The sequence below is a fragment of the Vibrio sp. 2033 genome (genome assembly GCF_033339735.1).
The window spans coordinates 161,237-184,180 of sequence record NZ_JAWOVC010000002.1 but is presented as its reverse complement, the minus strand read 5'-3'; the positions used below and the strand labels follow the sequence as shown (position 1 = coordinate 184,180).

Here is a 22,944-nt window from a genome sequence, read left to right as displayed (position 1 = left end):
ATATATCAAAATATTGATGGTGTGCCATAAAGAATTGGAGGAAACGAAATTAAAAAAGCACGCGAGATGCGTGCTTTTGCCTAGTTATTAGATCGCCCAAGCCCTAAGCTTAACTGGCTTCGGGTAAGCGATGTTTTGACTCCAACAAGTGGTTAGCCGAAGCTTGACGTGCTTTTTCAGCATTGCCTGCCATTATTGCTTCATAAATCTCACGATGTTCTTCGATGCACGTATTGCCTTCCTCAGATGAGTGAGCAATAAAGTTAATGAACATTGTAGTCAGAACATGCCCAAACGGTAAGAAAAAGTCGTTTCCGGTTGAGTTAAAAATAATGCTATGGAAACGAATATCTACATCCATCCAGCGCGCTTTGTCCAGTTCGTCTGCTTTAGCGACTTCCAACATATCTTGGAATGCTTCTGATAGCTGAATTCGCTGTTCCGCAGTGGCATTTTTCGCTGCGAGTGCACAAGCTTCAGGCTCTATCGCGCGTCGTAACCCCAAAAATTGATGACAGAACTGATCTATCTCTGTTAGACCGTCCATCCATTCAATTAATTGTGGGTCTAAAAAGTTCCAGTACGCTCGGTTGATGACTCGAGTACCAACTTTTGGACGTGACTCGAGTAAACCTTTTGATGTTAAAAGTTTTACGGCTTCACGCAAAGCTGTGCGACTGATACCAAACTGTTCACACAGGGACATTTCTCCTGGAAGAATGGACCCTTGAGGGATCTTGCCTGACAAAATGCTACGAGCAATTTCGCGAGCTACTTGTACATGTAAGCTGCGCTTGGAACCGGAGATAGAATGAAATTCACCAGACATAAAATCACTTATCGTTAAAATTGTATTATTTAAGCTTGGACTATATCATCCAAAGTGTAGCTCACCAAGAAGATGTTTACGTAATAACAGCTGTCTTCACAAATCCATTTTGAATCTCCGACTGCTTTATGAAGCCTTCATGATTATGATACTTAGCGTATAACAGATGAGGCCACCGATTCTTACATCATTCCTTATTTATTTGTTAGCTCAATATGTTAGTTAACTCTAGTCGCGCCTACTTATTGTACTCACTGATTTTCAATACACAGCACACAATTTGAATAGAAGATCAGGTTTCTTGTTAAATAAAGTGATATTGTATTATTATATACTAAAGATCGGTGTGCATGATGTTACTACTCGACCATTCAATATTGAGTTTGGCCAATATACCTCGCGAGTAAAAATCATATTCATAAGATCGTTAGATTTTAGACGCTAAATAACAGTGCTTTACATTTACACAGAAAGTCTCCGCCTTCAAAGCGTGTTTCATTTGGCCTTTTCTAATTATTAGCTAAACAAGTCGTTTAGGCTGCTGGCAATGAGGAATATAGATGGCAGAGTTTTCACTTCTCGGGAATTCAAATCACAAGATACATGTACAAGTAGCAAGACAGATTTCTCGCAAAATATTGTCAGGAGAATTAAGTCAAAATGAGAAGCTCCCGAGTGAAATAGAACTGTGTAAGTTGTTTGGTGTTAGTCGGACAGCACTACGAGAGTCGACGAAGTTGCTGTCTGCTAAAGGCTTAATTATCTCTAAACCAAAAGTTGGAACTACGGTACTACCAAGAAACTATTGGCATTTTCTTGACCCTCAACTCTTAGAGTGGATCCAAGATTTAGAAGATACTAAGCCGTTTTTATCTCAGTTTTTAGGATTGCGTAAAGCCATAGAACCAGAGGCGTGTGCGCTGGCAGCCCAAAATGCCAATGCTGAGCAAAGAAAGCTGTTGTCAATTGTATTTCAAAGAATGACGATGGCAGCACGATGTCACGATTATGATGAGTGGATTGCTAACGATCATTTGTTTCATCAAACGATATTCCTTTGTACCGATAATCAATTCTACGTTCCCTTCAGCAATATACTCTCGACCATATTTAAGGTGTTTATTGACAAGTCAGTTGAAGGAGGGAGGTTCTGCCTTAATGAGCACCGTGCAATTTATGATGCAATTATGGTCGGAAACTCATTTCAAGCTCGTTTAGCCTCTCAAACGCTGTTAAATGATGAGAATCAGAGGCTTTCCGACGCCGTGAATAGTTAAGAGCTTGCGTACATTTTTATTGACTAAAAAGAGTTTTCTGTCGTTTCTTTTTGTCATGAACTTTGCCTAATGACAGAGCTCTTTAGTTTAAACGTTTAACCTCATTACAAAGGTTTACTAATGTTTTCCCAACCATATATAAAGAAAAACTTATCTCTTGCTTGGCCGCTTGCTCTTAATGCTTTGTTGATGCAATCAATGCTTATGATTGATACGCTGCTTGTTACGCCATTAGGTGAAGTTTCACTTGCTGCTATGGGGATTGCTACAACAATAGTTTCTTTTGTTTTAGGTATCCAAATGGCTCTAGCAAATGGGTCTCAATTGGTACTTAGCCGTGCCGTAGGCTCTGGTCATTATCTATCGTTAAATAAAGGTTTCTGGGCAGCTTTAGTTATCAACGTTCTAGTCGCATCCTTATTCTGGCTGTTGATTACTGTCTTTGATGAAGCGTTAATCAGTAAGTTGACGGATAACGTTGATCTCTATGCGGAGACAAAATGCTACCTTGCAATTGCTAAGTTCATCCTCATATTCAATGCCATTACTCAGGTTATGATTGCGGTGTTCAATGCGCTTGGACGGACCAAAGTTCCATTTAAAGGCTATTTGATTGAATTGCCAGTCAACGTGGCGATGTCTTATGTTCTGATTCACGGCCTGACTAATTTTGAAGGTATTGGCGTTCAAGGCGCCGCGGCGGGTAGTTTGGTTGCTATTAGTATTCGGCTGTTATATTTAACCATGTGCATTAAGCTTGATGATTCTATCATCTTGTCTATTAAGAAGCTTGATGCGTCATTGAAAAGCAATATACATAAGCATTTTAAAGAGATTTTCCCCGTCGCGGCGAACGTCACAATGTTACAAACTGGCGCAACGATATACATGTTGCTGTACTCGCAACTGACCTTAAATGCTTATGTCGCTATGACTATCGTGATGCCTTGGATCAAAGCGGGTACTCAGTTCATTACTGCTTGGGCGCATTCATCGGCAATCACGATTAGCCAAGCAATTGGATCAAGAAAAATGGATGAGCTGCGTAACAATGTCGATATTAGTATTGATATGGCCGTGATGATCTCGTTCGTTTCAGCATTTTTCTTTTTTGCACTTAGTTTCGTGCTTCCTGATTTGTATCCCGACTTAGACCCGAGTACTTACAAAGCGTTATCCGCGATTGCTCCACTTTACATACTGCTACCGATAGTACGTGGCTATAACACCGTTCATGGTCATATTTTGAGAGCGTTAGGTAAAACAACGGAGGTGTTTAAGATTAACTTTACCGGTCAGTGGGTAATCTCAATACCGTTATGTGCTTTGATGATTTTATACTTGGATCTTTCAGTATTTTGGGTGTTTGCAATCATGCCGTTTGAAGAAGTTGTTAAGGTATGGCCATTTAGGCATTTAGCACGTAAATCTCTGAAAGATTTCGATATTAATAAGGCAGACAAGCTAATGTACGATTGATCCTATGACTTTTGGATTAGGTCGAAAAGATTCGTAGATGCTATGGACTAAAGAGGAGTATGTCTAGCTTATCATTTTGGGGTTTATCGAGTTTATAAATTGTGATCAATAGAGCACATCATAACTTCTTTCCTCGAATCATTCCTTTGCAAACCTTATTATATGTATGACAATATTACATATAATAAGGTTTGAACATGAAACTCAATCTACTCGTAGCCGCAATGGCTGTTACCTTACCAACTCTTGCTATCGCTTCTGATTTAAATAATGGCGTTGATTATCCAGTCCCTGCCGATAAATTTGATATGCGAAACTGGAAGATCACTATTCCTTCCGATATCAATGAAGACGGAAAAGTGGACGAAATCGAGGGTGTGGCGATGCTGAGTTATTCACACAAAGACTTCTTCTTCTTGAACGAAGAAGGCAACTTGGTATTTGAAGTGCAGAATAAAGCGGTAACGACAAAAAACTCGAAGAATGCACGCTCTGAACTACGTGAAATGCCTCGTGGCGCTGACTTTTCTATTCAAACCGATGATTTAGCAAACCATTGGGCTTTATCGAGCCACCCTCAGGCTGCTAAACACAGTCGCGTAGGTGGAACGTTGGAAGCGACCTTGAAAGTGAACCATGTTTCTGAACACGCCAAATTTCCAGAAAAAGGGCCTGCTCATTCTGTTGTTGTCGGTCAAATCCACGCGAAAAAAATTGATGCAAGAATAAAAGAGGGTAAAGGTTATGGACATGGAAATGAACCCATTAAAATCTTCTATAAAAAATTCCCAGAACACAAAATGGGCTCTGTATTTTGGAACTACGAGCGTAACCTAGCGAAGGAAGATCCAAATCGTATTGATATTGCATATCCAGTATGGGGAAATACTTGGGATAACCTTGAAGAACCAGGCCAAGCAGGTATCGCTCTTGGTGAAGAGTTCAGCTACAAGATAGAAGTTCAAGGAACTATGATGAACTTGACGTTTGAAACAGAACGCCACGAGACAGTGACTTATTCCATAGATCTCAGTAAGGGGATTGATAGTAAGGACTTTGAGCATGGCTACGCAGAAGACATGTTCTATTTTAAAGCAGGAGCTTATGGTCAATGTAGCGTCAGTGAGTCTCACCCTGTGTGGGGTACAGGATGTGCGGGCACCGGTGATTTTTCAGTCGACAAGAAAAACGGTGACTATAACAGCGTGACATTTTCTAAGCTCAAGCTAAATCAAAATTGAAACTAATAGAAAGCTAAGAGCTACTCGATTTCTACTTAAGCCTCATCGATTTGATGAGGCTTTTGTTTTCAGTGGAATTCTTTAAAAGGTAAGAAACAAGATAGAGCAAGCAATCACTGGGACTGGCTTGAATTTAGAGTATTGTGTTGAATTTTGTTCTTCTGAAGAGGTAAAAAAATAAAGCCAGGCTCGAAAGCCTGGCCTAGTATCAAGTGCTACAAAATAACACTAGAGTTGCTTTGAATCGATGTTATCGAAATATGCTTTTGTTGAAGCACCACTTGTGTCCCCTACGTAAATAGTTAGCTGTGATGGTGTATTCGTTGCGTCTAAGCCTGTTTCGGACTGGCTTGGCGCATCAACCGTTTTTCCATTAATAGAAACGTTAATCTCATCACCATCCCAAGCTAGGGACATTGAGTTCCAAGCGTCAGTCGTAATAGTGCCTATTTCTACGTCATCTGATCCTGCTTCGGCTTCAACTTTACCACTGCCCGAAATTCTCAATTCGTAGTAACGATCTGAGTTGTTTTTACCTGAGCCAACATTAATGTATGTAGTTTTTTCGTTGTCTGACGGAATGTAAACATCGAATGACACGCTACCGTTTGATGTTGCTCCGTTTGAAAACTCGCGCGTAACGTATGGTTTGTTGGTCGTATCTGTGTCGGATATTAGCAGAGAGTTAGCGCCGCTCTTTGATACGTCATCACTTACTACAGCCACGGACGTCAAGGTGGAGGAGTCATCAGCAACCGTATTGTATTCTTTCCAACTAGAGTTTGCTGAACTGATATTTGTTCCTACTGGGTATGAGTCAAAGTTTTCACTCACGTCTTCTGACGGTTTATCAGGATTAGAACTTCCGTCTGAAATGACAACCGCTTCGCTTGATGCACTGTTGTAAATTGTCGCGAGGTCTAAGCCTGGAATGTAGTTGTCAAAATCCTCTTCTAGAACCAACACTTCAGAGCCCGAATCACTAGAGTAAATCTTCAAGTTGTCTGCATTTAATTCAAAGTTTGTAGTGTTGCCATTATCACCTAGTCTCAGTGATACATAGGTTACAGCGGTGCCATCAGCGACAGGTAACATTTCACCTATTTGTTTACCGTTAACCGAAAAAGAGAAGAAGTTTTCTATCCAACTGACTTCTATCGCGAGGTTTTCACCTAACTCAAACGTGTCGCCTGTTTCCGTCAAGTTTCCACTTGCATCGCGGTATTTGATTTTGCCGTTTTCAAATGCCACTTCGCCATGCAAGTTGGAATTCGAGGTTTTTGCTGCATAAAATGAGATGTAAGCATTGTCACCAGAACCGTCGGCTTCCTGTTCTGTTTCTTCATGATGCTGGTAAGTTAGATCTACAGTTAGTCGGCCTGTTGAAATTTCTGAAACACTCGTTGAATCAGACAGCTTGATTCGTAACTCACCGGTGTCTTCTTCTGTTCCACCTTTATTGGTATCCAAAATTTGTACGACGTTGTTATCGCCAGCGTCATTATTTGCCGCTGCAACTGCATCTTTCACCGCATCGTTTTCTGATTCATCGTTACCGGTGAAGTTTCCGTCATTTGTTCCTGAGATGGTTAACATGCCGTTTGAAACTTCATAAGTCCCTGTTAACTCGGTAGGGTTACCTAGATCGCTCTCGTCATAAAGGTTGAATGTAAGCGTCTCTGTATCTTTATCTTCGGTATAAGTTGAAGTGTAGATTGTGTAAGTACCGAAGTTATCATCATCGTTATAATACTTTTGCGTACCATCTTCAAAGACATAAACGTTTGGCAGGTCGTGCTCATCATCGGATTTCGCCACAGTGGCTGGTGTTGAAATATCCCACATACCTTGGCTCAACTCAGACTCAGTTTCTGTTGGTGGGGGAGCCGATGGTGCATCCCTTAAATCAGTGTTACATCCGGTTAACAAACCTGTGGAAATAGCAATTGCTGCTGCAATTTTTGTTACTTGCATGGTAGGTACTCACTTCTATGTGTTTTTATTTATGTAATATTGTTAGACAAATAATTTCTGTCATCTAGATGGTTTTATCAATAGAATGATCCGACTCACACTAGATACAATGATTGCTCACTGAAGTGATGAATAAGTCACACAAAATAGTTGAATATCAACATCAATAAGAGCTGAACCTTTATGAAGTTGACAGCTTTCTTTATAGAGGAACAGCAAAAACTAAAGGTGATTTAGCAAGGGAATTTTGATTTCATGTCAAGATTTTTGACTTTAAGTCATTGAATTTATTGTTGTTTATTTTTTTTAATCTTCTTCTTTATCATATGAAACGAGTTAAAACATTTCTCTGTAAGTGATGTCTACAAAGGTCGTTTTAGAATCAGACATAGCTAACACTTTTGAATATATAATAATACAAATTGTCAGTTGAGGGGCACTTACATGATTAATATCACAGAACTCTCATGATGAATTAACTAGTATTTGTCATACATTAATTCAATAGTGTTGAATCAAATCCAGGGATTTAAGTGGTATCCCAAAAAATATATACAGAGAGATATAATCATGAAAGCAGTTACAACAATGTCCCTATTCGTTGCTTCCACATTAATGGCGGGAGCGGTTTCCGCAGCAACTTTAGACTATCGCGCAGAATATAAGCATGAGAGTGAAACTTATGCCCAACGTATCAAAATTAGTGGTAGTTCTAAAATTAACGATCAGACCAAACTGAACTTTGGTGTTGAACAAAAATTCCATAGTTACGACAACTCGCATTTTTGGGATCAACTCGTTGCTGGTGATTCTGAGTTTGATTGGGGAGTTCGCTACCAAATAAATAAACAATGGTTTATCCAACCAGGGATGCCTATTACTTTTGGTGATGATGACGAAAAAACCACTTATAAACCACAAGTTCGTGTTGGTTACAAATCCTCTTTTGGCTTAAGTACCGCTTTACGTTACCGACACGAATTTCAAGTTTATTCAGATGGCGCAGGTAACAAAACACTAACGGATGGTACTTCGGTAAGCGTTGCTGGGAAAACAGTTGAACAAGGTAAGTGGACACTGACAGGCTCTTACGATATGCGTCAGTTTGATAACGAGTACCTTGATAACGTCAAGCTGAGCTATGAGATCAACTACAACAAAAACTATGACGAAGTGCGTTTATCTGATTGGAAAGATTCTGAGTGGGATGCTGGCTTAATTGTTGGTTACCAAATGGGAGATTTCCGTCCTTACTTTGAATTGTGGAATGTCAAAGGTAAGGACGGTTCAACCACGGATGACCGCCAATTGAGAACACGCCTTGGCCTTAAATACAGCTTTTAACCCGAGTGTTATTGCTTAATTGTTGTTACAGCAAAAGAGCTGTTAATTCATTTTTATATTGTAGGTGTTAGATTACATGAAGCATATTTTCTTCAAAAGCTTGTTAGCTTCTTCTATTTTACTTGCTGTGGGCTGTAATAGTACGGCGACCATGGTAGATCCATTTCCAAACAACCAAGAAACTGGTGCTGATATTCTGACTCCCGTTACGATAACGGCGAGTAGTCATGATGGTAATGTTCCAGAGCAGTTGTTTGACCAAGATATTATGACACGCTGGTCAGCAAATGGTGATGGTGAGTGGGCGATGTTGGATTACGGCTCGGTTTATGAGTTCGACGCAATTCAAGCCTCGTTCAGCAAAGGTAACGAACGCGTCAGCAAATTTGATGTTCAGTTTAGTACTGATGGTGAAAACTGGGTGACGGTTATTGAGGGTGCGCAAAGCTCTGGTCGCGCACTTGGCTTAGAGCGCTTCCAGTTTGAGCCTGCAGTAAAAGCACGCTATGTTCGTTACGTTGGCCACGGTAATAGCAAAAACCAATGGAACTCAGTTACTGAGTTAGCGGCAGTTAATTGCGGAATTAATGCCTGTCCGGCAAGTCACATCATTACTGATGACGTCGTTAACGCTGAAGCGGCTATGATTGCGCAAATGAAAGCGGAGCAAAAGGCACAAAAGGATTTACTCAAAAAGAATCGTAAAGGCGACTTTGGAGCACCAATCGTCCGTCCTTGTGAAACGACTGTGACGTGTGATCTTTCTAAAGCAATGCCTTACCCTACGTTACCGAAAGAGCCACTCGCTACAAATGCACCGGGTGAAAACTTTGACTTAACACGTTGGAAACTGACGACACCTTTCGACCATGACAAAGATGGTCGTGCTGATGATATTGATGAGTGGGACTTGGCTAACGGCTTCCAACACTCTGATATATTCTACACAGCAGATGATGGCGGAATGGTATTCAAGAGCTATGTGAAAGGCGCTCGAACTTCTGAAAACACTAAATACGCGCGAACTGAGTTACGTACCATGCTTCGTGCTGGTGATAAGTCTTACAGCACAAAAGGTGTAAATCCTAATAACTGGGTATTCAGTTCTGCACCAGTTGAAGATCAAAAAGAAGCGGGTGGTGTAGACGGTACGCTTGAAGCTACTCTGAAGATTGACCACGCAACCACAACTGGTCAGTCGCATGAAGTTGGCCGCTTTATTATCGGCCAGATTCATGACAAAGATGATGAGCCAATTCGTCTTTATTATCGTAAGCTACCAGACCAACCAACAGGTACAGTTTACTTTGCTCACGAAAAAACCAAAACTGGAACAGAGGATTACTACAGCTTAGTGGGTGATATGACTGGTGAAATCGGTGACGATGGCATCGCGCTAGGTGAAAAATTCAGCTACATCATTGATGTGAAAGGCAACACAATGACAGTTACGGTAAAACGTGATGGTAAAGATGATGTTGTTCAAGTCGTAGATATGAGTGACAGTGGCTATGACGAAGGTGGCAGATATATGTACTTTAAAGCCGGTGTCTATAACCAGAATATGTACGGTAATCCAGATGATTACGCACAAGCTACTTTCTATAAATTAAAACAATCTTTTGGTAAGTACCAAGGCTAGTTCTATCACTTTTAGTTGATTGAAGTCCTTTGCCCTCAGCTTTGTAGCTGAGGGCTTTTTTTCTATAGAAGAATAAAACAGCTCAAATATTATTTTAATTGACATAGATAAATTAATTTAAAAATTTATCACCATAGATAGGTAATAATTATTGATTGCTTTTATCTTCTGACAATGTTTATTTTTAAGTGCGAATGTATATTAGAGTAGTTTAATTGGTTAAATTTAAAATAACTCAGCGTTAGGGTAGATAAATATCTCATGAAACTATAGAAGCTGTTTTTAAGCTGCCTAAGTGGAGGTTGACTTGTATATTTATCGTAGAAGGAAACACTATGCGTGAAGCGAGTTGAATTGTGGTGTTCTAAAAGAAGAGGCCACGAGAAAATAAATTTCCCGTGGCGGCAGTATGAGCTTTGTTCGTTGCTTTAGAGCAAGGTAGCAAGCCTATTGCTAAGAGATTGAAATGACTATTGATGAAGAGTGCTCAAAGCACTAAAGCTCACATCAAAGATTTCTCCTCGATATGCATTATCAGGTTTAAACTGAGGGTAAATTCCGGCTTTGAAGTAAAACGCAATATCAGGCGACGCCCATCTTTCAGTAAGAGTATAGGACTTGTTGTTAGCGGTGTCTGAGTATGCTTCTCCCCACTTCAGTGTGTGCGAGACCATATTACTGCCATCTGCATCGTAGGTGGCTAAAAACAGTCCTTCCTTATCGGCACGGATCGTATATTGCCAGTCTTCGTTTACCGCGTAGGTACCAAGCTTAACGCTGAATGCGTTGCAATCAGTACAGTCTTTGTTGTTATCAAGTTTGTAGTTATCGTTCAGAATAACTCGGACTGGCTTATTGTCACCTTCCCAAAGTAGCTTCACGAGTGCTTGGCTGATTTTCCAACCATGTATCTGGCCTACCACGACTTTTGGTAATTGACCGTCGATTTTAGGGTATTCGTTGATTCTTAGTGTGGCGTTTAGCGTATGCGAAGTTGCACCGGTACGACTATCTTCAATATACCAACTTGTCTCTTCATCGCTGGTGCTGCAATCCGGGGAGTTAGTACTGATGTAGAGCTCTCGCAATTCTGAACGGATGTAACTGGAGTTGGCCGTTGACGTGCCGTAACCCATATCGGCACGGAAATGCATGCTACCGTCAATAACATTGAAGTATGATAAATCAATCTCGCGTTGGTAAACGCTCTCTTCGTTAGACAGAGGATCTTTACTTGAATTACAACGCTCAGGCTCTAATTCAGCCGCGCTGTCACCGCCAAAACCATACCAATCATTTTTGCTTGCAGGAATGGTTAATTTCCAATCGTCAATATTCCAGGCTATTGAATCAGTATGGTCAGTTTTGGTTAGTCCTAGCTGCTTAAATTGTACCTTTGCTTCACCGTTTTCAAACTGGTTGTAAACTCCGGCTTTAAAGTAGCTCAGGAGGTGCTGCCAGTAGGATACATCTACATTTACCTTTTGCTCATCGTTCACTTTAATGGTTAATGTGTTTTCTCCGATTTTTACTTCGAATCGCGTGAATGCGTTGAGATCGGCTTTTCCTAAATCATAACGATCATATGATGTTGCATAACAATCTGATGCGCTAGAAGGTAGACTGCAATCTATGGCATTGTTCTTTACTACCGCCCAGTAATGACCAGTGATACTGTTTCGTTCTTGTTCCCAAACGATTCGTAACAAAGGGTGTGGGATAGCACCTATACCAGAAGTATCTGTGCCTTTGTTATGAATTTGCAGGAAAGTGACTTCATCGTGGTTTGCAGGGGAGCTAGCCATTGCAAGGTTAATCTCTGGTAATCGAACATCTGCATACAAAGTTCTAAAGACGCCTTGTTCTGAAATGTTAAAGTTTTCTCGTTCACGAACTTCTGAGCGCATTTTGTAGTTCGACATTTTAAAGACAAGGTAATTGGAATCCTTTTCTGCGTAAAAGTGGTCACTCTTATAATCCGAGAATGCTCCATTTTTGACGTCACTGTTTTTGTTTCCCTCCTCCCCATTGGGATCTGATACTTGTAAATCTGAATTACTCAATATGTTTTGAAATTTTGCTATTGAGTATGGTGCTACATGCTCTTGGTGTGGAATATTTGGTTTATCATCTTGGCTTGTAGGGGAGGTATTTCCTCCACACCCTATTAATCCAAGCCCAGAGAAGCTTATTAGAAGCAATTTAGTTGATTTTATAAACACAGTAGTACGTCTCTTACACTATTTAATATTTGTAATACAATATCATTTTAGTGTTATTGGGGAGTAGTTTAGTCATAAGTTAAATAGTAAAAGTGTTAATTAAATCTCAGAAGAGTTCTATATCTATAAGTGGTGTCTTTGATAAGGCGTAAGGTTAAGTTATGTCTGTTTTTCCTAAGAGTTATTAACGGTTTTACTATGATTAAACGCTAATTGATAAGCTCATGTAGAGTCATGTAAACAATCAAAAAAAGCCGAACATGACGTCCGGCTTTGAATTAGTTCCCGATTTTTACATTAATTTTTAGTGACTAGCTAAAGATTAAATTTGTGCGAATGCGCCTTCCCAAGTGTAAGTCACACCGTCGAACTCAACGCGATGTGCCGCGTTCTGTTTGTCTTCGTCTAGGTTGCAGATAGCGAAGTGGTAAGCGTTGCCTGTTGTGGTTTGCAGGCGAATCACGGTACCCACTTCGTTGTTGCCAACGACGGTTACTGACTCTACTAGGCCACGAGCGCCAACCGATGCTTCGATAGACTCATTGAAGTAACCGTGTGTCTCTAATACAGAAGCAAACACGTGGTTCTGACCAGATTGACGTAGGATCAGTGCTGGTTCGCTCTTCAAGTTGAAGTCTGGATCATTTGCGCCAGTGCGAGTGAAGAACACTTTGCCGCCGTTTGTTGCGCTTGTGATAAGCGAGTAGTAGCTGTTGTCGTGCAACCAACTTACCAGCGAGCTGCCTTCAACTTGGCCTGAACCCACATTCCATAGATGCTGGTAGCCGTTGTCTTCACCCATTGGACGCAGCGTGTTTTCTACGTCGTATTCAAAATCCGTACGGATGATTTGACCAGAGTAATGCACTGGCAGGTCGTATTGGTGCTCTTGATCTGCTTCGATGCGGTAAACATCAATCACAAGTGGTTTTTCGAATTCTGGCAATTCAGCAAGAATAATGCTGCGCTGCATGTCTACGCCGTTGTAATAACCAGAGATGCGACCGCTCATGCCTTGCAGTTTTTCGTCATCAGCTTTGAAGAAGTGCTTAGAACCGAACTTGGTTTCTGCTAGCGCTGTGTCGAAGTTGTTTTGTGTCTTTTGGTCAACCGTTACTGTGTTGTGCGCGACCGTCTGCTTACAGTAAGACTTGTTCTCTGGGATGTAACGACCGCCAAACTTAGGCTCAACGTTTACCCAGCGACCAAAGCCGTAATCGTGCAGCACTTCATGACCGCGGTTAAATACGCTCAGGTGCAGACCATCGTAGTGACCGTGGTCTAGCGCAGAGTGATACTGGTGATCGCTGCCGTGTTGACCAAACCAGATAAGCGCCATTGTATCTGCGGTATTGGGGTCGTCATCTTGCTCGTCACGATGACGAAGAATGCTTACACCGCCTTTTTCGCCTTCTGGACCGTCAGTTACGAATAGGCTACCCCAGTTGAATGGTTTGATGTTATCAGCGGCTGCAACTGCGTCAGACAATGTTTTACCTGAGATATGAACCCAAACGTCTTGCTGGTGGTCTGCCATGCCAAGTAGCGTTTCAGACTGCTCGTAACGGTGGAAACATACTGACGTAGCCATGATTACGCCTTCATCGTTGATCGAAATCGTCTTCGATGAATCGTTCAATGCTGGCAAAGTACCATCTGGAAATGCCGTCTTAAATACTGCGTAAGACGTGGTCTTGATGACCGAGTCGTTGAACTCGTAAATACCAAGCTCAGGCTGGCGACGTTCAATCGCTTCTGCGAACAGGTAGATTGGACGCAGCGAGAAACGGTGGTAGTAAGGACCTTCCATGTAGTAGCCGTCTGGCGAGAACAGTTGGTCCAACTGAGCTAGGAAGCCGCCGCTCACTTTGTCCAGTTTCAAGCCGTAAAGCGCTTTGTCTACTGCATCTTGATCGTTAATTGCGTAACCACAGATACCGACTGCTGCAACTGCCCACAGACCGTGGTTGTGTACGATGTCGAAGTCGTGACCGTAAGTGACTACGAACAGCTCAATCATTTGTTTGAACAGATCGTTTTCAATCAGTGTTTTTTGCTCTTCTTCCAATGTGTGGTAAATGCAGCTGTACGCACAAGAGGCGTATAGCATCCACATGTTCTCATTCAGAGTTTGGTGGAAGATCTTACCCGGAGGGTTAGAGTCACGGCTGGTGTTGCTTTCTAGCGTCGGGTAAACCTTCGCATAAGCCGTTAGCATATCAACGATGTAATCGCGGTATTTCTGTTCTCCAGTGATAAGGAATAGGCGACCCGCTAGATCAATGTGGATGTAGTTTTGCTTGTGGCGGTTGTGCTCGTAACTGCCGCCTTCGCCGTGACCTGGAACTTCAATGCCGACCTCGGCCATGTAAGCGTCAGTTTGTTTGATGTCACGTGCTAATGCATTTCCTAATAGGCTATCCGTGCCAAGTGCTTTGCTTAGTTCTGCCGCTTCTTCAAAGTTCATTAATAGCGGTTGGTAAGACTGGGTTTGGTAGCTCATTATTATTTCTCCTGCCCGAATGCGTTCACTTCTAGAGAGTAGAAGCCATTCCAGCTGTAGGTTTTACCGTTCAATTCTAATTGGTGTGGGGTTTGGTCGTCAGCGCCTAGCACATTGCTGATCATCACAGTAACCAGTGATTTTTCAGTCGTGATTTCTACTATGCTGCCAACGGCGTTGTAACCCACGGCGCGGATATCTTTCACCTGACCACGCGCATTCACCGATTGTTCAAACTCTTCGTTGAAGTAGCCGTGTGTTTCTAGCACAGAAGCAAATAATGTCGATTCGCCCTTGCTGCGCAGAATGAATGCTGGTTCGCTACGTAGGTTAAAGCTCGGGTCATTGGCGCCAGTGCGAGTGAAGATCACTTCATTATCGCCGTTCTGTTTCGCGCTGCTGCTTGTGCCTAACCAAGTGTAGTAGGTGTTGTTTTGTAGCCAGCTAACCAGCGCCGTATCTTGCACTTTGCCGCTTGCTACTTTCCAAAGGTGTTGGTAACCGAAGTCATCGCCAAGCGTGTTCAGTTCACCAAAGCTTTGATAATCGAAGTTAGTACGTACGATTTGACCATCGTATTGATGAGAGTAGTCGTACTGATGCTCGCCTTCACCTTCGATGCGGTAAAGGTCTAGCAGTAGCGGTGCTTCAAGCTCATCTAAGTTAAGCATGAACACACTGCGCTGCATGTCTGTATTCGGGTAATGGTCGTTCGCAAACGCACTCATACCGTTGATTTCTGTGCCTTCTACTTTGAAGAAGTGAGGCAAACCGTGCACTGAATCAGCGCGGTCTACATCGAAACCATTCTGACATTGCTCATCAATCGTTACCGCGTTGTGCGCGATAGTTTGACGTGCGTACGATTTGTTTTCGTCTAGGTAACGACCGCCGAATTTAGGCTCAACGTTTACCCAGCGACAGAAGCCGTATTCACGCAGCACTTCTTGACCACGGTTGAAGAAAGTAATGCCAAGCGTATCGAAGTTACCATGTCCCATACCGTGTTGACCGTAGTTCATCACAAGCTGTGACACATCACCGGTTTTATCCTGCATACGGATAAAACCTTGTGCTCCGTTGTTACCAGTTGGACCTTCGTTAAGTTCCACGCTTGGCCAGAAAGGCATGCCGATTTCACGGTCAGCAATGGCTTTATCGTAAGCTTGAGAAAGCTCTAGACCACATGGGTGCATCCAAACGGCGTTTTGAATCTTCGCCATACCCAGGATGTTGTCATCCATACCGTAGTGCTTGCTGTAAACGCTCACTGCAACTTGAACACCCATGTCGGTAATGCTCATGGTACGAGACGCGTCGTTTAGGGCAGGGAACTCACCGTTCGGGTAAGCCGTTGCTAGCATCGATTTTACTGTGTTGCCAATCACTTTGTCTTTGTAGTTGTAGATATCTACTTCAGGCATGTGACGGTGTACTACTTCTGCAAATACACAAGTTGGACGAATCGCATAACGATGGTAGTACGGACCTTCCATGTAGTAACCAGAAGGGGCGAACAGTTGCGAGATTTGCGCTAGGAAGCCACCGGTATCATCACGGTCTTGACCGTATACCGACATCTCTAGATATTCAGGTTTGCCAATAGCTAGGCCACAAATACCAACAGCCGCAACTGCCCAGATACCGTGGTTGTGAATACGGTCGAAATCGTGCGCGTATTTCACGGTGAACATGTCTAGCATTGGTTCGAAAATGCGCTCAACAACGGCTGTGCGCTCTTCTTCTGTCATCACTGATGCCACGCAAGAGTAAGCAAGGCTAGTAAACATTAACCAACAGTGTTCATTAAGGATCTGGTGGAAAAGACGACCTGTTGGGTTAGTGTTTTTCTGTACGTGGAAATCAAAAGTGAGGTACTTCTCTGCGTAAATAGCGAGAAGATCTTTGACGAACTGCGCGTACTTTTCTTCTTGAGTGATCAAGAACAAACGACCCGCTAAGTTCATGTAGGTATAGTTTTGTTTGTGGCGGTTGTGCTCGTAGCCACCCGCTTCGCCGTGACCTGGTACGTCTAGAGGCAGACGCATAAAGGCTTCAAGTTCCTTGCGATTCGCTTCAATGGATTTGCCCATTAAGCTCGGCTTTCCGACTTCCTTTCTTAGTAGTTCGACTTCTGCTTCAGTCAACAAAATCGGTTGTGTAGTCATTTCTTTACCACCCTCAGATGAAGTGTGTTGTTTTCTTAAACTTTCTATAAAGTAATACAATATTAAGTTTTGGTGTAGTTTTTGTGGCAAAAAGGGAGAGTGAAATCACGCGAATTTAGCTAACTTATTGATTTATATTGTTGTGGTAATCCTTGTTGTGGCTGATGTTTCGGCGTTATCAATCGTTAAGTGGAATGCTTTAACGAGCACCGTTTGATGAATATCACATATTTTTAGATATATTGTATGACAATTAAAATAGATCGGATATGCTCGTTACCAATTCGACAGCAGACCCTTTCGCTTCGCGTTTCACTTTTATCAATACGACGCTTTTTTAAGAGAACCTTTTAATAAAAGCATGGTTAAGAATGAAGTGCCGTAGGGTTCGCTTTAATAGAGACTTTTTAGGAGTATGACGATGAATTCTTTCTTTGTATTAGATGAGAACCCGTGGGAAGAGCTAGGCGGCGGTATCAAACGTAAAATTGTTGCTTACACAGATGACCTAATGGCGGTTCACCTATGTTTCGACAAAGGTGCGATTGGCGCTCCGCATACTCACGAAATCCATGATCAAATCGGCTACGTAGTACGTGGCAGCTTTGAAGCAGAAATCGAAGGCGAGAAGAAAGTACTTAAAGAAGGCGACGCATACTTTGCTCGTAAGCACATGATGCACGGTGCGGTTGCACTAGAGCAAGACAGCATTCTTCTAGACATCTTCAACCCAGCTCGTGAAGACTTCTTAAAATAATCTATAGCGCAACCTCAGTTGCTAAGGTGACAACATGAAATCATTAAACATCGCGGTCATTGGCGAATGTATGGTTGAGCTACAGAAAAAGGAAGGTCAGCTAAAGCAGTCATTCGGTGGTGATACGTTGAATACCGCACTGTATTTATCTCGTTTGACCAAAGCTCACGATATTAAAACCAGCTATGTAACGGCTCTGGGTAACGATCCTTTTAGCCAAGAAATGCTATCAGCATGGCAAGAAGAGGGCATCGATACTAGTCTGGTTCTTTCCGTTAAAGAAAAGCAACCAGGTATCTACTACATCGAAACCGATGAAACTGGCGAACGTTACTTCCACTACTGGCGTAACGAAGCGGCCGCTAAGTTCCTATTCGAGCAAAACGAGTCTCCGCTGTTAGTCGACAAACTTTACTCGTACGATGCGGTTTACTTGAGCGGTATTACATTAGCGATCCTTACTGAAGAAGGTAAGACGCAACTGTTTGGCTTCCTTGAGCGCTTCAAGGCACAAGGTGGGAAGGTTATTTTCGATAACAACTACCGTCCTAAATTGTGGGAAAGCCGCGAGAATGCCATGTCTTGGTACCTTAAGATCCTTAAGCACACAGATATCGCACTGCTCACATTTGAAGATGAGCAAATGCTTTACGGTGACGAGCATCTAGAACAGTGCATCGAGAGAACCTCTGCCCTGGGTGTGGATGAAATCATCATCAAACGTGGTAGCAAAGATTGCTTGGTTGTCGCGAATGGCGAAGCGCAATACGTGGCGCCAAACAAAGTCGACAACGTGATTGATACAACAGCGGCAGGTGATTCTTTCAGTGCAGGCTTCTTGGCGAAGCGTTTGACTGGCGGTAATGCAGCGGAATCGGCTTACTCTGGCCACTGTATGGCTGGCGCGGTAATTCAACATAAAGGTGCCATCATTCCACGTGAAGTGATGCCAGATCTTCCTTTGTAATTCTTTTGCGGAGCGTTGAGTAATCGGCGCTCCGCAGTGATTTATTGAACTCAAGTTAACGACGACGAGTACACTCTTATGACGACATTAAACGAACAACTAGCAAACCTAAAAGTAATTCCTGTTATTGCCATCAACAAAGCAGAAGATGCGATTCCTCTAGGTCGCACTTTGGTTGAAAACGGTATGCCTTGCGCTGAAATCACGTTCCGCACAGAGTGTGCTGCAGAAGCGATTCGTGCTATGCGCGCTGAGTTCCCAGAAATGCTGATCGGTGCAGGTACGATCCTAACTAACGAGCAAGTTGACCAAGCGATCGAAGCTGGTGTGGACTTTATCGTAAGCCCTGGCTTTAACCCTCGCACGGTTCAATACTGCCTAGACAAAGGCGTGGCTATCGTACCAGGCGTAAACAACCCAAGCCTAGTTGAGCAAGCGATGGAAATGGGTCTGCGTACACTTAAGTTCTTCCCTGCTGAGCCATCTGGCGGTGTTGGTATGCTTAAAGCATTAACGGCGGTTTACCCAGTGAAATTCATGCCAACAGGTGGCGTGAGTCTAGGTAACGTAGACGAGTACTTGTCTATCCCTTCAGTACTGGCATGTGGCGGTACTTGGATGGTTCCAACAAAACTTATCGATGAAGGTAAGTGGGATGAACTGGGTACACTGGTTCGCGACGCAGTAGCTCACGTAGCATAAGTGTCGTAACCCCCGATAAAACTAGCGAAAGAATGAAAAGCGAGCCTCAGGGTTCGCTTTTTTGTGTTTGAAAGTTTGAAAGAGGCGAGAGTTAAGAATCGCATTCATATAAATCCTACTTTCTATCCAATTTTTTCGAAACATCTCATTACGTTTCCTTCAAAGAAATGCCGCGCATTTTTGATCTTCAGACAAAGCGCGAAGAAGAAAAATATTACATACTCTAATAAATTTCAATTAGATAATTTGTATTACAATATATTGAGGTGTTCTGAGTGGCAATTATCTCCTAGAAAGCCATTGGTCTAAGAAAGTAAGGGGTTTGACGTGTTTTTTTTCGTTGAATAACTTATGCTTTAGATCACAATTAAAGCTTATTGTAGTACAAATGGCGTTGTGAGGAGAGTAGTCTAGACATTAGAAAATGATCAAACTTGAAAGGCTGAAAAAATGACTATTGATACTCTTGTTGTTCTTGCCTACTTCTTCTTCTTAGTTGCAATTGGTTGGATGTTCCGTAAGTTCACTACCTCAACCAGTGACTACTTCCGAGGGGGCGGTAAGATGTTATGGTGGATGGTAGGTGCTACCGCCTTCATGACGCAATTTTCAGCATGGACGTTTACAGGTGCTGCAGGACGCGCGTTCAACGACGGTTTCGTTGTTGTAATCCTATTCTTAGCCAACGCATTTGGCTACTTCATGAACTACCTCTACTTTGCTCCAAAATTCCGCCAATTACGTGTAGTGACGGCGATTGAAGCGATTCGTCAACGTTTTGGTAAGACTTCAGAGCAGTTCTTCACTTGGGCTGGTATGCCAGACAGCTTGATCTCAGCCGGTATTTGGTTGAATGGTCTTGCGATTTTCGTGGCAGCGGTCTTCAACATTCCTATGGAAGCGACCATCATCGTTACGGGCTTAGTGCTAATGCTAATGGCGGTAACGGGTGGCTCTTGGGCAGTTGTTGCATCTGACTTTATGCAGATGCTGGTTATCATGGCAGTGACGATCACTTGTGCGGTGGCGGCATACTTCCATGGTGGCGGTATTGGAAACATCGTGTCGAACTTTCACGGCGACTTCATGCTGGGTAACAACCTGAACTACTTCAGTATCTTTATCCTTTGGGTTGTGTTCATCTTTGTTAAACAGTTCGGTGTCATGAACAACAGCATCAACGCTTACCGCTACTTATGTGCAAAAGACAGTGAAAACGCACGTAAAGCTGCAGGTCTTGCATGTGTGCTGATGATTGTTGGTCCTATCATCTGGTTCCTACCACCTTGGTACGTTGCGGCATTTATGCCTGATTTCGCAGAGCAATACGGCTCAGTAGGTGGTGATGCAGCTTACCTAGCATTCGTACAAAACGTAATGCCAGCAGGTATGGTGGGTCTTCTTATGTCAGCAATGTTTGCGGCGACCATGTCTTCAATGGACTCTGGTCTTAACCGTAACGCGGGCATCTTTGTGATGAACTTCTACAGCCCGATTGTGCGTCCACAAGCGTCGCAAAAAGAACTGGTTATCGTGAGTAAAGCAACGACTATCGTGATGGGCTTCATCATCATTGGTATCGGTCTATTCATTAACTCACTACGTCACTTGAGCCTGTTCGATATCGTACTGAACGTCGGTGCATTAATTGGCTTCCCAATGCTGATTCCTGTACTACTTGGTATGTGGATTCGTAAGACGCCGGATTGGGCTGGTTGGGCAACACTGGTTGTTGGTGGCTTTGTTTCTTACATCTTCGGTATCTCACTACAAGCAGAAGATGTAGAGCGCCTATTCGGTCTAGAGCAAGCGTTTACAGGACGTGAGTGGGCAGACCTAAAAGTTGGCTTGAGCTTAGCGGCACACGTTATCTTCACCGGTGGTTTCTTCTTGCTGACAACGCTCTTCTACAAAGGTCTATCACCTGAACGTGAGAAAGAAGTGGACCAATTGTTCGAGAACTGGAATACGCCACTTGTGGCTGACAGCGAAGAGCAGCAGAACCTAGATACAAAACAGCGCGGCATGCTTGGTAAGCTTATCAGCGTAGCGGGCTTCGGTATCCTAGCTATGGCTCTAATTCCAAATGAACCATCTGGTCGACTACTGTTTATCTTGTGTGGTGCGATTGTTCTCTCGGTGGGTGTTCTATTGGTGAACGCAGCCCGAGGGCCTAAAAGCCCAAAGTTAGCTAACGCGAAAAGCTAACCAAAGTTAAAGACTCTCAATGAAAAATCCCGCGGTGTTAAAGCCGTGGGATTTTTTGATCACGCTGACTGAGAAAGCGTGGCGCATCGTTTGTTGTTATTCGTTGTATTGGGGAACTCCCAATAAGGTGCGACTATATTCGCATTAGAGTCGTCAGCCTAAAGCGAAAAAGCAATCTAACTTTCTTTGCACGCTGTGTTTACACTTTACACCCCAAACCTGATGCTTTGTCTATTTAAATAAATATGTGTGCCTTCTTAGCAAAGAAAAAGCATTAAATCAGACGTAGCTTTAATGAGGCGTACGCCAGAAATAGGAGAGAGGTTTTGAAGTGTTAGTGGAAAATATATAAGAGAATTGGAAGAGGCAGCCCTGCAAAACTTTAAAGGAGTGGCTAGGGTATCAAGGAGTGATGAGCGTCTGGGGAAAAACAAAAAAAGCCCAGCTACATTGGTAGCTGGGCTTTTAGTTACAACTGAGTGTGACTAAGCTTCTAGCTCTGCAAAGTAGTCGAAGATGACTGGAACGTCATTTTGACCAAGGCCTTTATCAACTGCTGCTTGTAGACTCTTAGAAGTGCCCTCTGCAATCAGGGAAGTTGTACCAAGCTCTTCGCATAGAGCAAGGAAGTAACCGAGGTCTTTGTTTGCGTTTGCGACAGAGAAGCCTAGTTTTTCTTCGCCATCTACGGCGTAAAACTTACAGAATTGCATAAAGGGTGAGTTTGATGGTCCTGCAGACATGATGTCGAATAATTGTTGGCCATCAACACCAGCACGTTTAGCAACAGCAAATGCCTGAGACATGGTTGCTACGGTTGTCATACCCATAAAGTTATTCACAAGCTTGGTTACGTGACCAGAACCTAGTGCGCCAAGGTAAAATACGTTTTCACCTTGATCGTCCAGTACTGGCTTAACCTTATTGAATGTTTCGACGTCGCCTGCGGCCATGATGTTTAGTAAACCATCTTTTGCGTGGGCAGGTGTACGACCTAGAGGCGCATCAATCATACCAGCCCCTTTCTTAGCGAGGTCAGCGCCAATCTTCTTCGTTGAAGCTGGAATAGATGTACCGAAGTCGATGAGTGTTTTACCTTCTGACATGCCAGCTAGAACACCAGTGTCTCCGTAAACAACTTTTTCGACAACTTCAGATGTTGTTAGGCACAGCATCACGATATCACTTTTCTCTGCTAGCTCTTTACCTGAAGAAGCTTCAGAAGCGTTTCCACGAGCTAGTACTGCGTCAACAGCATCTTTATTGAGGTCCATTACAGCAACTTCGTAACCACGTTTCTGTAGGTTTTCAACCATGTTTCCGCCCATCAAGCCTAGGCCGATGAAACCAATGATAGGTTTAGTCATTTTAACTCCAAAAATACTATTGTATGATTATATTGCTTGTTGGTAATCATAATGACTATTGTGGCTTTTGCAATTGAAAATTATGAGCATAGCGGGCTTGGGATGAATTTTTTCTAAAAGTGAGATGTAAGTAAGGTTTGTGAGGGTTTTATTCATCAGCGTATATAAGAAAAGCGAATTCATCACGCTTCCATTTTATCGTGAACAAAGCCTTTAGGGGGCTTAAATAATGTAAAAATAAAATTTATTGTAATACAAGTGATT

Annotated in this window: 15 protein-coding genes; 9 read left to right on the top strand and 6 right to left on the bottom strand. The window is 42.8% G+C overall.

Features of this window, described 5'->3' with window-relative positions:
* Positions 1-109: 109 nt before the first annotated feature.
* Entirely contained in the window at positions 110-829 is a 720-nt protein-coding gene (locus R7P74_RS04155; RefSeq protein ID WP_005388529.1) for a FadR/GntR family transcriptional regulator, read from the bottom strand.
* Between the two features lie 560 nt (positions 830-1,389).
* Between R7P74_RS04155 and R7P74_RS04150 the strand changes: the two genes are divergently transcribed.
* The 3 genes from R7P74_RS04150 to R7P74_RS04140 all read left to right on the top strand — a co-directional run bounded on the left by R7P74_RS04150 (position 1,390) and on the right by R7P74_RS04140 (position 4,826).
* Positions 1,390-2,106, top strand: a complete 717-nt coding sequence (locus R7P74_RS04150; protein WP_017634231.1) for a FadR/GntR family transcriptional regulator — start codon at positions 1,390-1,392, stop codon at positions 2,104-2,106.
* 189 nt (positions 2,107-2,295) lie between these two features.
* Positions 2,296-3,585 carry an MATE family efflux transporter gene (locus R7P74_RS04145; RefSeq protein WP_239933141.1) on the top strand — a complete coding sequence of 430 codons (1,290 nt, stop codon included), beginning with the start codon at positions 2,296-2,298 and terminating at the stop codon, positions 3,583-3,585.
* 197 nt (positions 3,586-3,782) lie between these two features.
* On the top strand, positions 3,783-4,826 hold the full coding sequence (locus R7P74_RS04140) for a polysaccharide lyase family 7 protein (protein ID WP_054578992.1): 1,044 nt from the start codon (positions 3,783-3,785) through the stop codon (positions 4,824-4,826).
* A gap of 228 nt (positions 4,827-5,054) precedes the next feature.
* On the opposite strand, the gene R7P74_RS04135 is transcribed toward R7P74_RS04140, so the two are convergent.
* Positions 5,055-6,800 carry a hypothetical protein gene (locus R7P74_RS04135; protein ID WP_033906977.1) on the bottom strand — a complete coding sequence of 582 codons (1,746 nt, stop codon included), beginning with the start codon at positions 6,798-6,800 and terminating at the stop codon, positions 5,055-5,057.
* A 570-nt stretch (positions 6,801-7,370) separates the two neighbouring features.
* Here R7P74_RS04135 and R7P74_RS04130 point away from each other — a divergent pair.
* Together R7P74_RS04130 and R7P74_RS04125 are read left to right on the top strand one after the other, a co-directional pair.
* The gene (locus R7P74_RS04130) at positions 7,371-8,144 is read left to right on the top strand and encodes an oligogalacturonate-specific porin KdgM family protein (protein WP_017634227.1); all 774 of its coding nucleotides are present in this window, start codon (positions 7,371-7,373) and stop codon (positions 8,142-8,144) included.
* A 76-nt stretch (positions 8,145-8,220) separates the two neighbouring features.
* Positions 8,221-9,786, top strand: a complete 1,566-nt coding sequence (locus tag R7P74_RS04125) for a polysaccharide lyase family 7 protein (RefSeq protein ID WP_017821221.1) — start codon at positions 8,221-8,223, stop codon at positions 9,784-9,786.
* Between the two features lie 470 nt (positions 9,787-10,256).
* Here the strand turns inward: R7P74_RS04125 and R7P74_RS04120 are convergent, their stop codons facing one another.
* The 3 genes from R7P74_RS04120 to R7P74_RS04110 all read right to left on the bottom strand — a co-directional run bounded on the left by R7P74_RS04120 (position 10,257) and on the right by R7P74_RS04110 (position 16,679).
* Positions 10,257-12,008 carry a polysaccharide lyase family 7 protein gene (locus tag R7P74_RS04120; RefSeq protein WP_053349965.1) on the bottom strand — a complete coding sequence of 584 codons (1,752 nt, stop codon included), beginning with the start codon at positions 12,006-12,008 and terminating at the stop codon, positions 10,257-10,259.
* A 322-nt stretch (positions 12,009-12,330) separates the two neighbouring features.
* Positions 12,331-14,511, bottom strand: coding sequence for a heparinase II/III domain-containing protein (locus R7P74_RS04115; protein ID WP_318122697.1), 2,181 nt, complete (start codon positions 14,509-14,511; stop codon positions 12,331-12,333).
* A gap of 2 nt (positions 14,512-14,513) precedes the next feature.
* Entirely contained in the window at positions 14,514-16,679 is a 2,166-nt protein-coding gene (locus tag R7P74_RS04110) for a heparinase II/III domain-containing protein (RefSeq protein ID WP_318122696.1), read from the bottom strand.
* Between the two features lie 421 nt (positions 16,680-17,100).
* On the opposite strand from R7P74_RS04110, the gene R7P74_RS04105 reads away from it, so the two are divergent.
* The 4 genes from R7P74_RS04105 to R7P74_RS04090 all read left to right on the top strand — a co-directional run bounded on the left by R7P74_RS04105 (position 17,101) and on the right by R7P74_RS04090 (position 21,313).
* A complete protein-coding gene (locus tag R7P74_RS04105) occupies positions 17,101-17,436 on the top strand; it encodes a cupin domain-containing protein (protein WP_005450851.1) in 336 nt (111 codons plus the stop codon).
* 34 nt (positions 17,437-17,470) lie between these two features.
* Positions 17,471-18,403: a sugar kinase gene (locus R7P74_RS04100; RefSeq protein WP_005437155.1), complete on the top strand. Its 933-nt coding sequence runs from the start codon at positions 17,471-17,473 to the stop codon at positions 18,401-18,403.
* 78 nt (positions 18,404-18,481) lie between these two features.
* Complete coding sequence (locus R7P74_RS04095) at positions 18,482-19,105, top strand: bifunctional 4-hydroxy-2-oxoglutarate aldolase/2-dehydro-3-deoxy-phosphogluconate aldolase (RefSeq protein WP_005388506.1); 624 nt, start codon at positions 18,482-18,484, stop codon at positions 19,103-19,105.
* Between the two features lie 450 nt (positions 19,106-19,555).
* Complete coding sequence (locus tag R7P74_RS04090; protein ID WP_154203897.1) at positions 19,556-21,313, top strand: sodium:solute symporter family transporter; 1,758 nt, start codon at positions 19,556-19,558, stop codon at positions 21,311-21,313.
* Positions 21,314-21,798: 485 nt separating this feature from the next.
* On the opposite strand, the gene R7P74_RS04085 is transcribed toward R7P74_RS04090, so the two are convergent.
* On the bottom strand, positions 21,799-22,695 hold the full coding sequence (locus R7P74_RS04085) for an NAD(P)-dependent oxidoreductase (RefSeq protein ID WP_373417450.1): 897 nt from the start codon (positions 22,693-22,695) through the stop codon (positions 21,799-21,801).
* Positions 22,696-22,944: the final 249 nt, after the last annotated feature.

Excerpts from the sequence above, each read along its gene's own strand:
- R7P74_RS04155 (WP_005388529.1), bottom strand. The coding sequence starts at position 829 with ATGTCTGGTGAATTTCATTCTATCTCCGGTTCCAAGCGCAGCTTACAT.
- R7P74_RS04150 (WP_017634231.1), top strand. The coding sequence starts at position 1,390 with ATGGCAGAGTTTTCACTTCTCGGGAATTCAAATCACAAGATACATGTA.
- R7P74_RS04145 (WP_239933141.1), top strand. The coding sequence starts at position 2,296 with ATGCAATCAATGCTTATGATTGATACGCTGCTTGTTACGCCATTAGGT.
- R7P74_RS04140 (WP_054578992.1), top strand. The coding sequence starts at position 3,783 with ATGAAACTCAATCTACTCGTAGCCGCAATGGCTGTTACCTTACCAACT.
- R7P74_RS04135 (WP_033906977.1), bottom strand. The coding sequence starts at position 6,800 with ATGCAAGTAACAAAAATTGCAGCAGCAATTGCTATTTCCACAGGTTTG.
- R7P74_RS04130 (WP_017634227.1), top strand. The coding sequence starts at position 7,371 with ATGAAAGCAGTTACAACAATGTCCCTATTCGTTGCTTCCACATTAATG.
- R7P74_RS04125 (WP_017821221.1), top strand. The coding sequence starts at position 8,221 with ATGAAGCATATTTTCTTCAAAAGCTTGTTAGCTTCTTCTATTTTACTT.
- R7P74_RS04115 (WP_318122697.1), bottom strand. The coding sequence starts at position 14,511 with ATGAGCTACCAAACCCAGTCTTACCAACCGCTATTAATGAACTTTGAA.
- R7P74_RS04110 (WP_318122696.1), bottom strand. The coding sequence starts at position 16,679 with ATGACTACACAACCGATTTTGTTGACTGAAGCAGAAGTCGAACTACTA.
- R7P74_RS04105 (WP_005450851.1), top strand. The coding sequence starts at position 17,101 with ATGAATTCTTTCTTTGTATTAGATGAGAACCCGTGGGAAGAGCTAGGC.
- R7P74_RS04100 (WP_005437155.1), top strand. The coding sequence starts at position 17,471 with ATGAAATCATTAAACATCGCGGTCATTGGCGAATGTATGGTTGAGCTA.
- R7P74_RS04095 (WP_005388506.1), top strand. The coding sequence starts at position 18,482 with ATGACGACATTAAACGAACAACTAGCAAACCTAAAAGTAATTCCTGTT.
- R7P74_RS04090 (WP_154203897.1), top strand. The coding sequence starts at position 19,556 with ATGACTATTGATACTCTTGTTGTTCTTGCCTACTTCTTCTTCTTAGTT.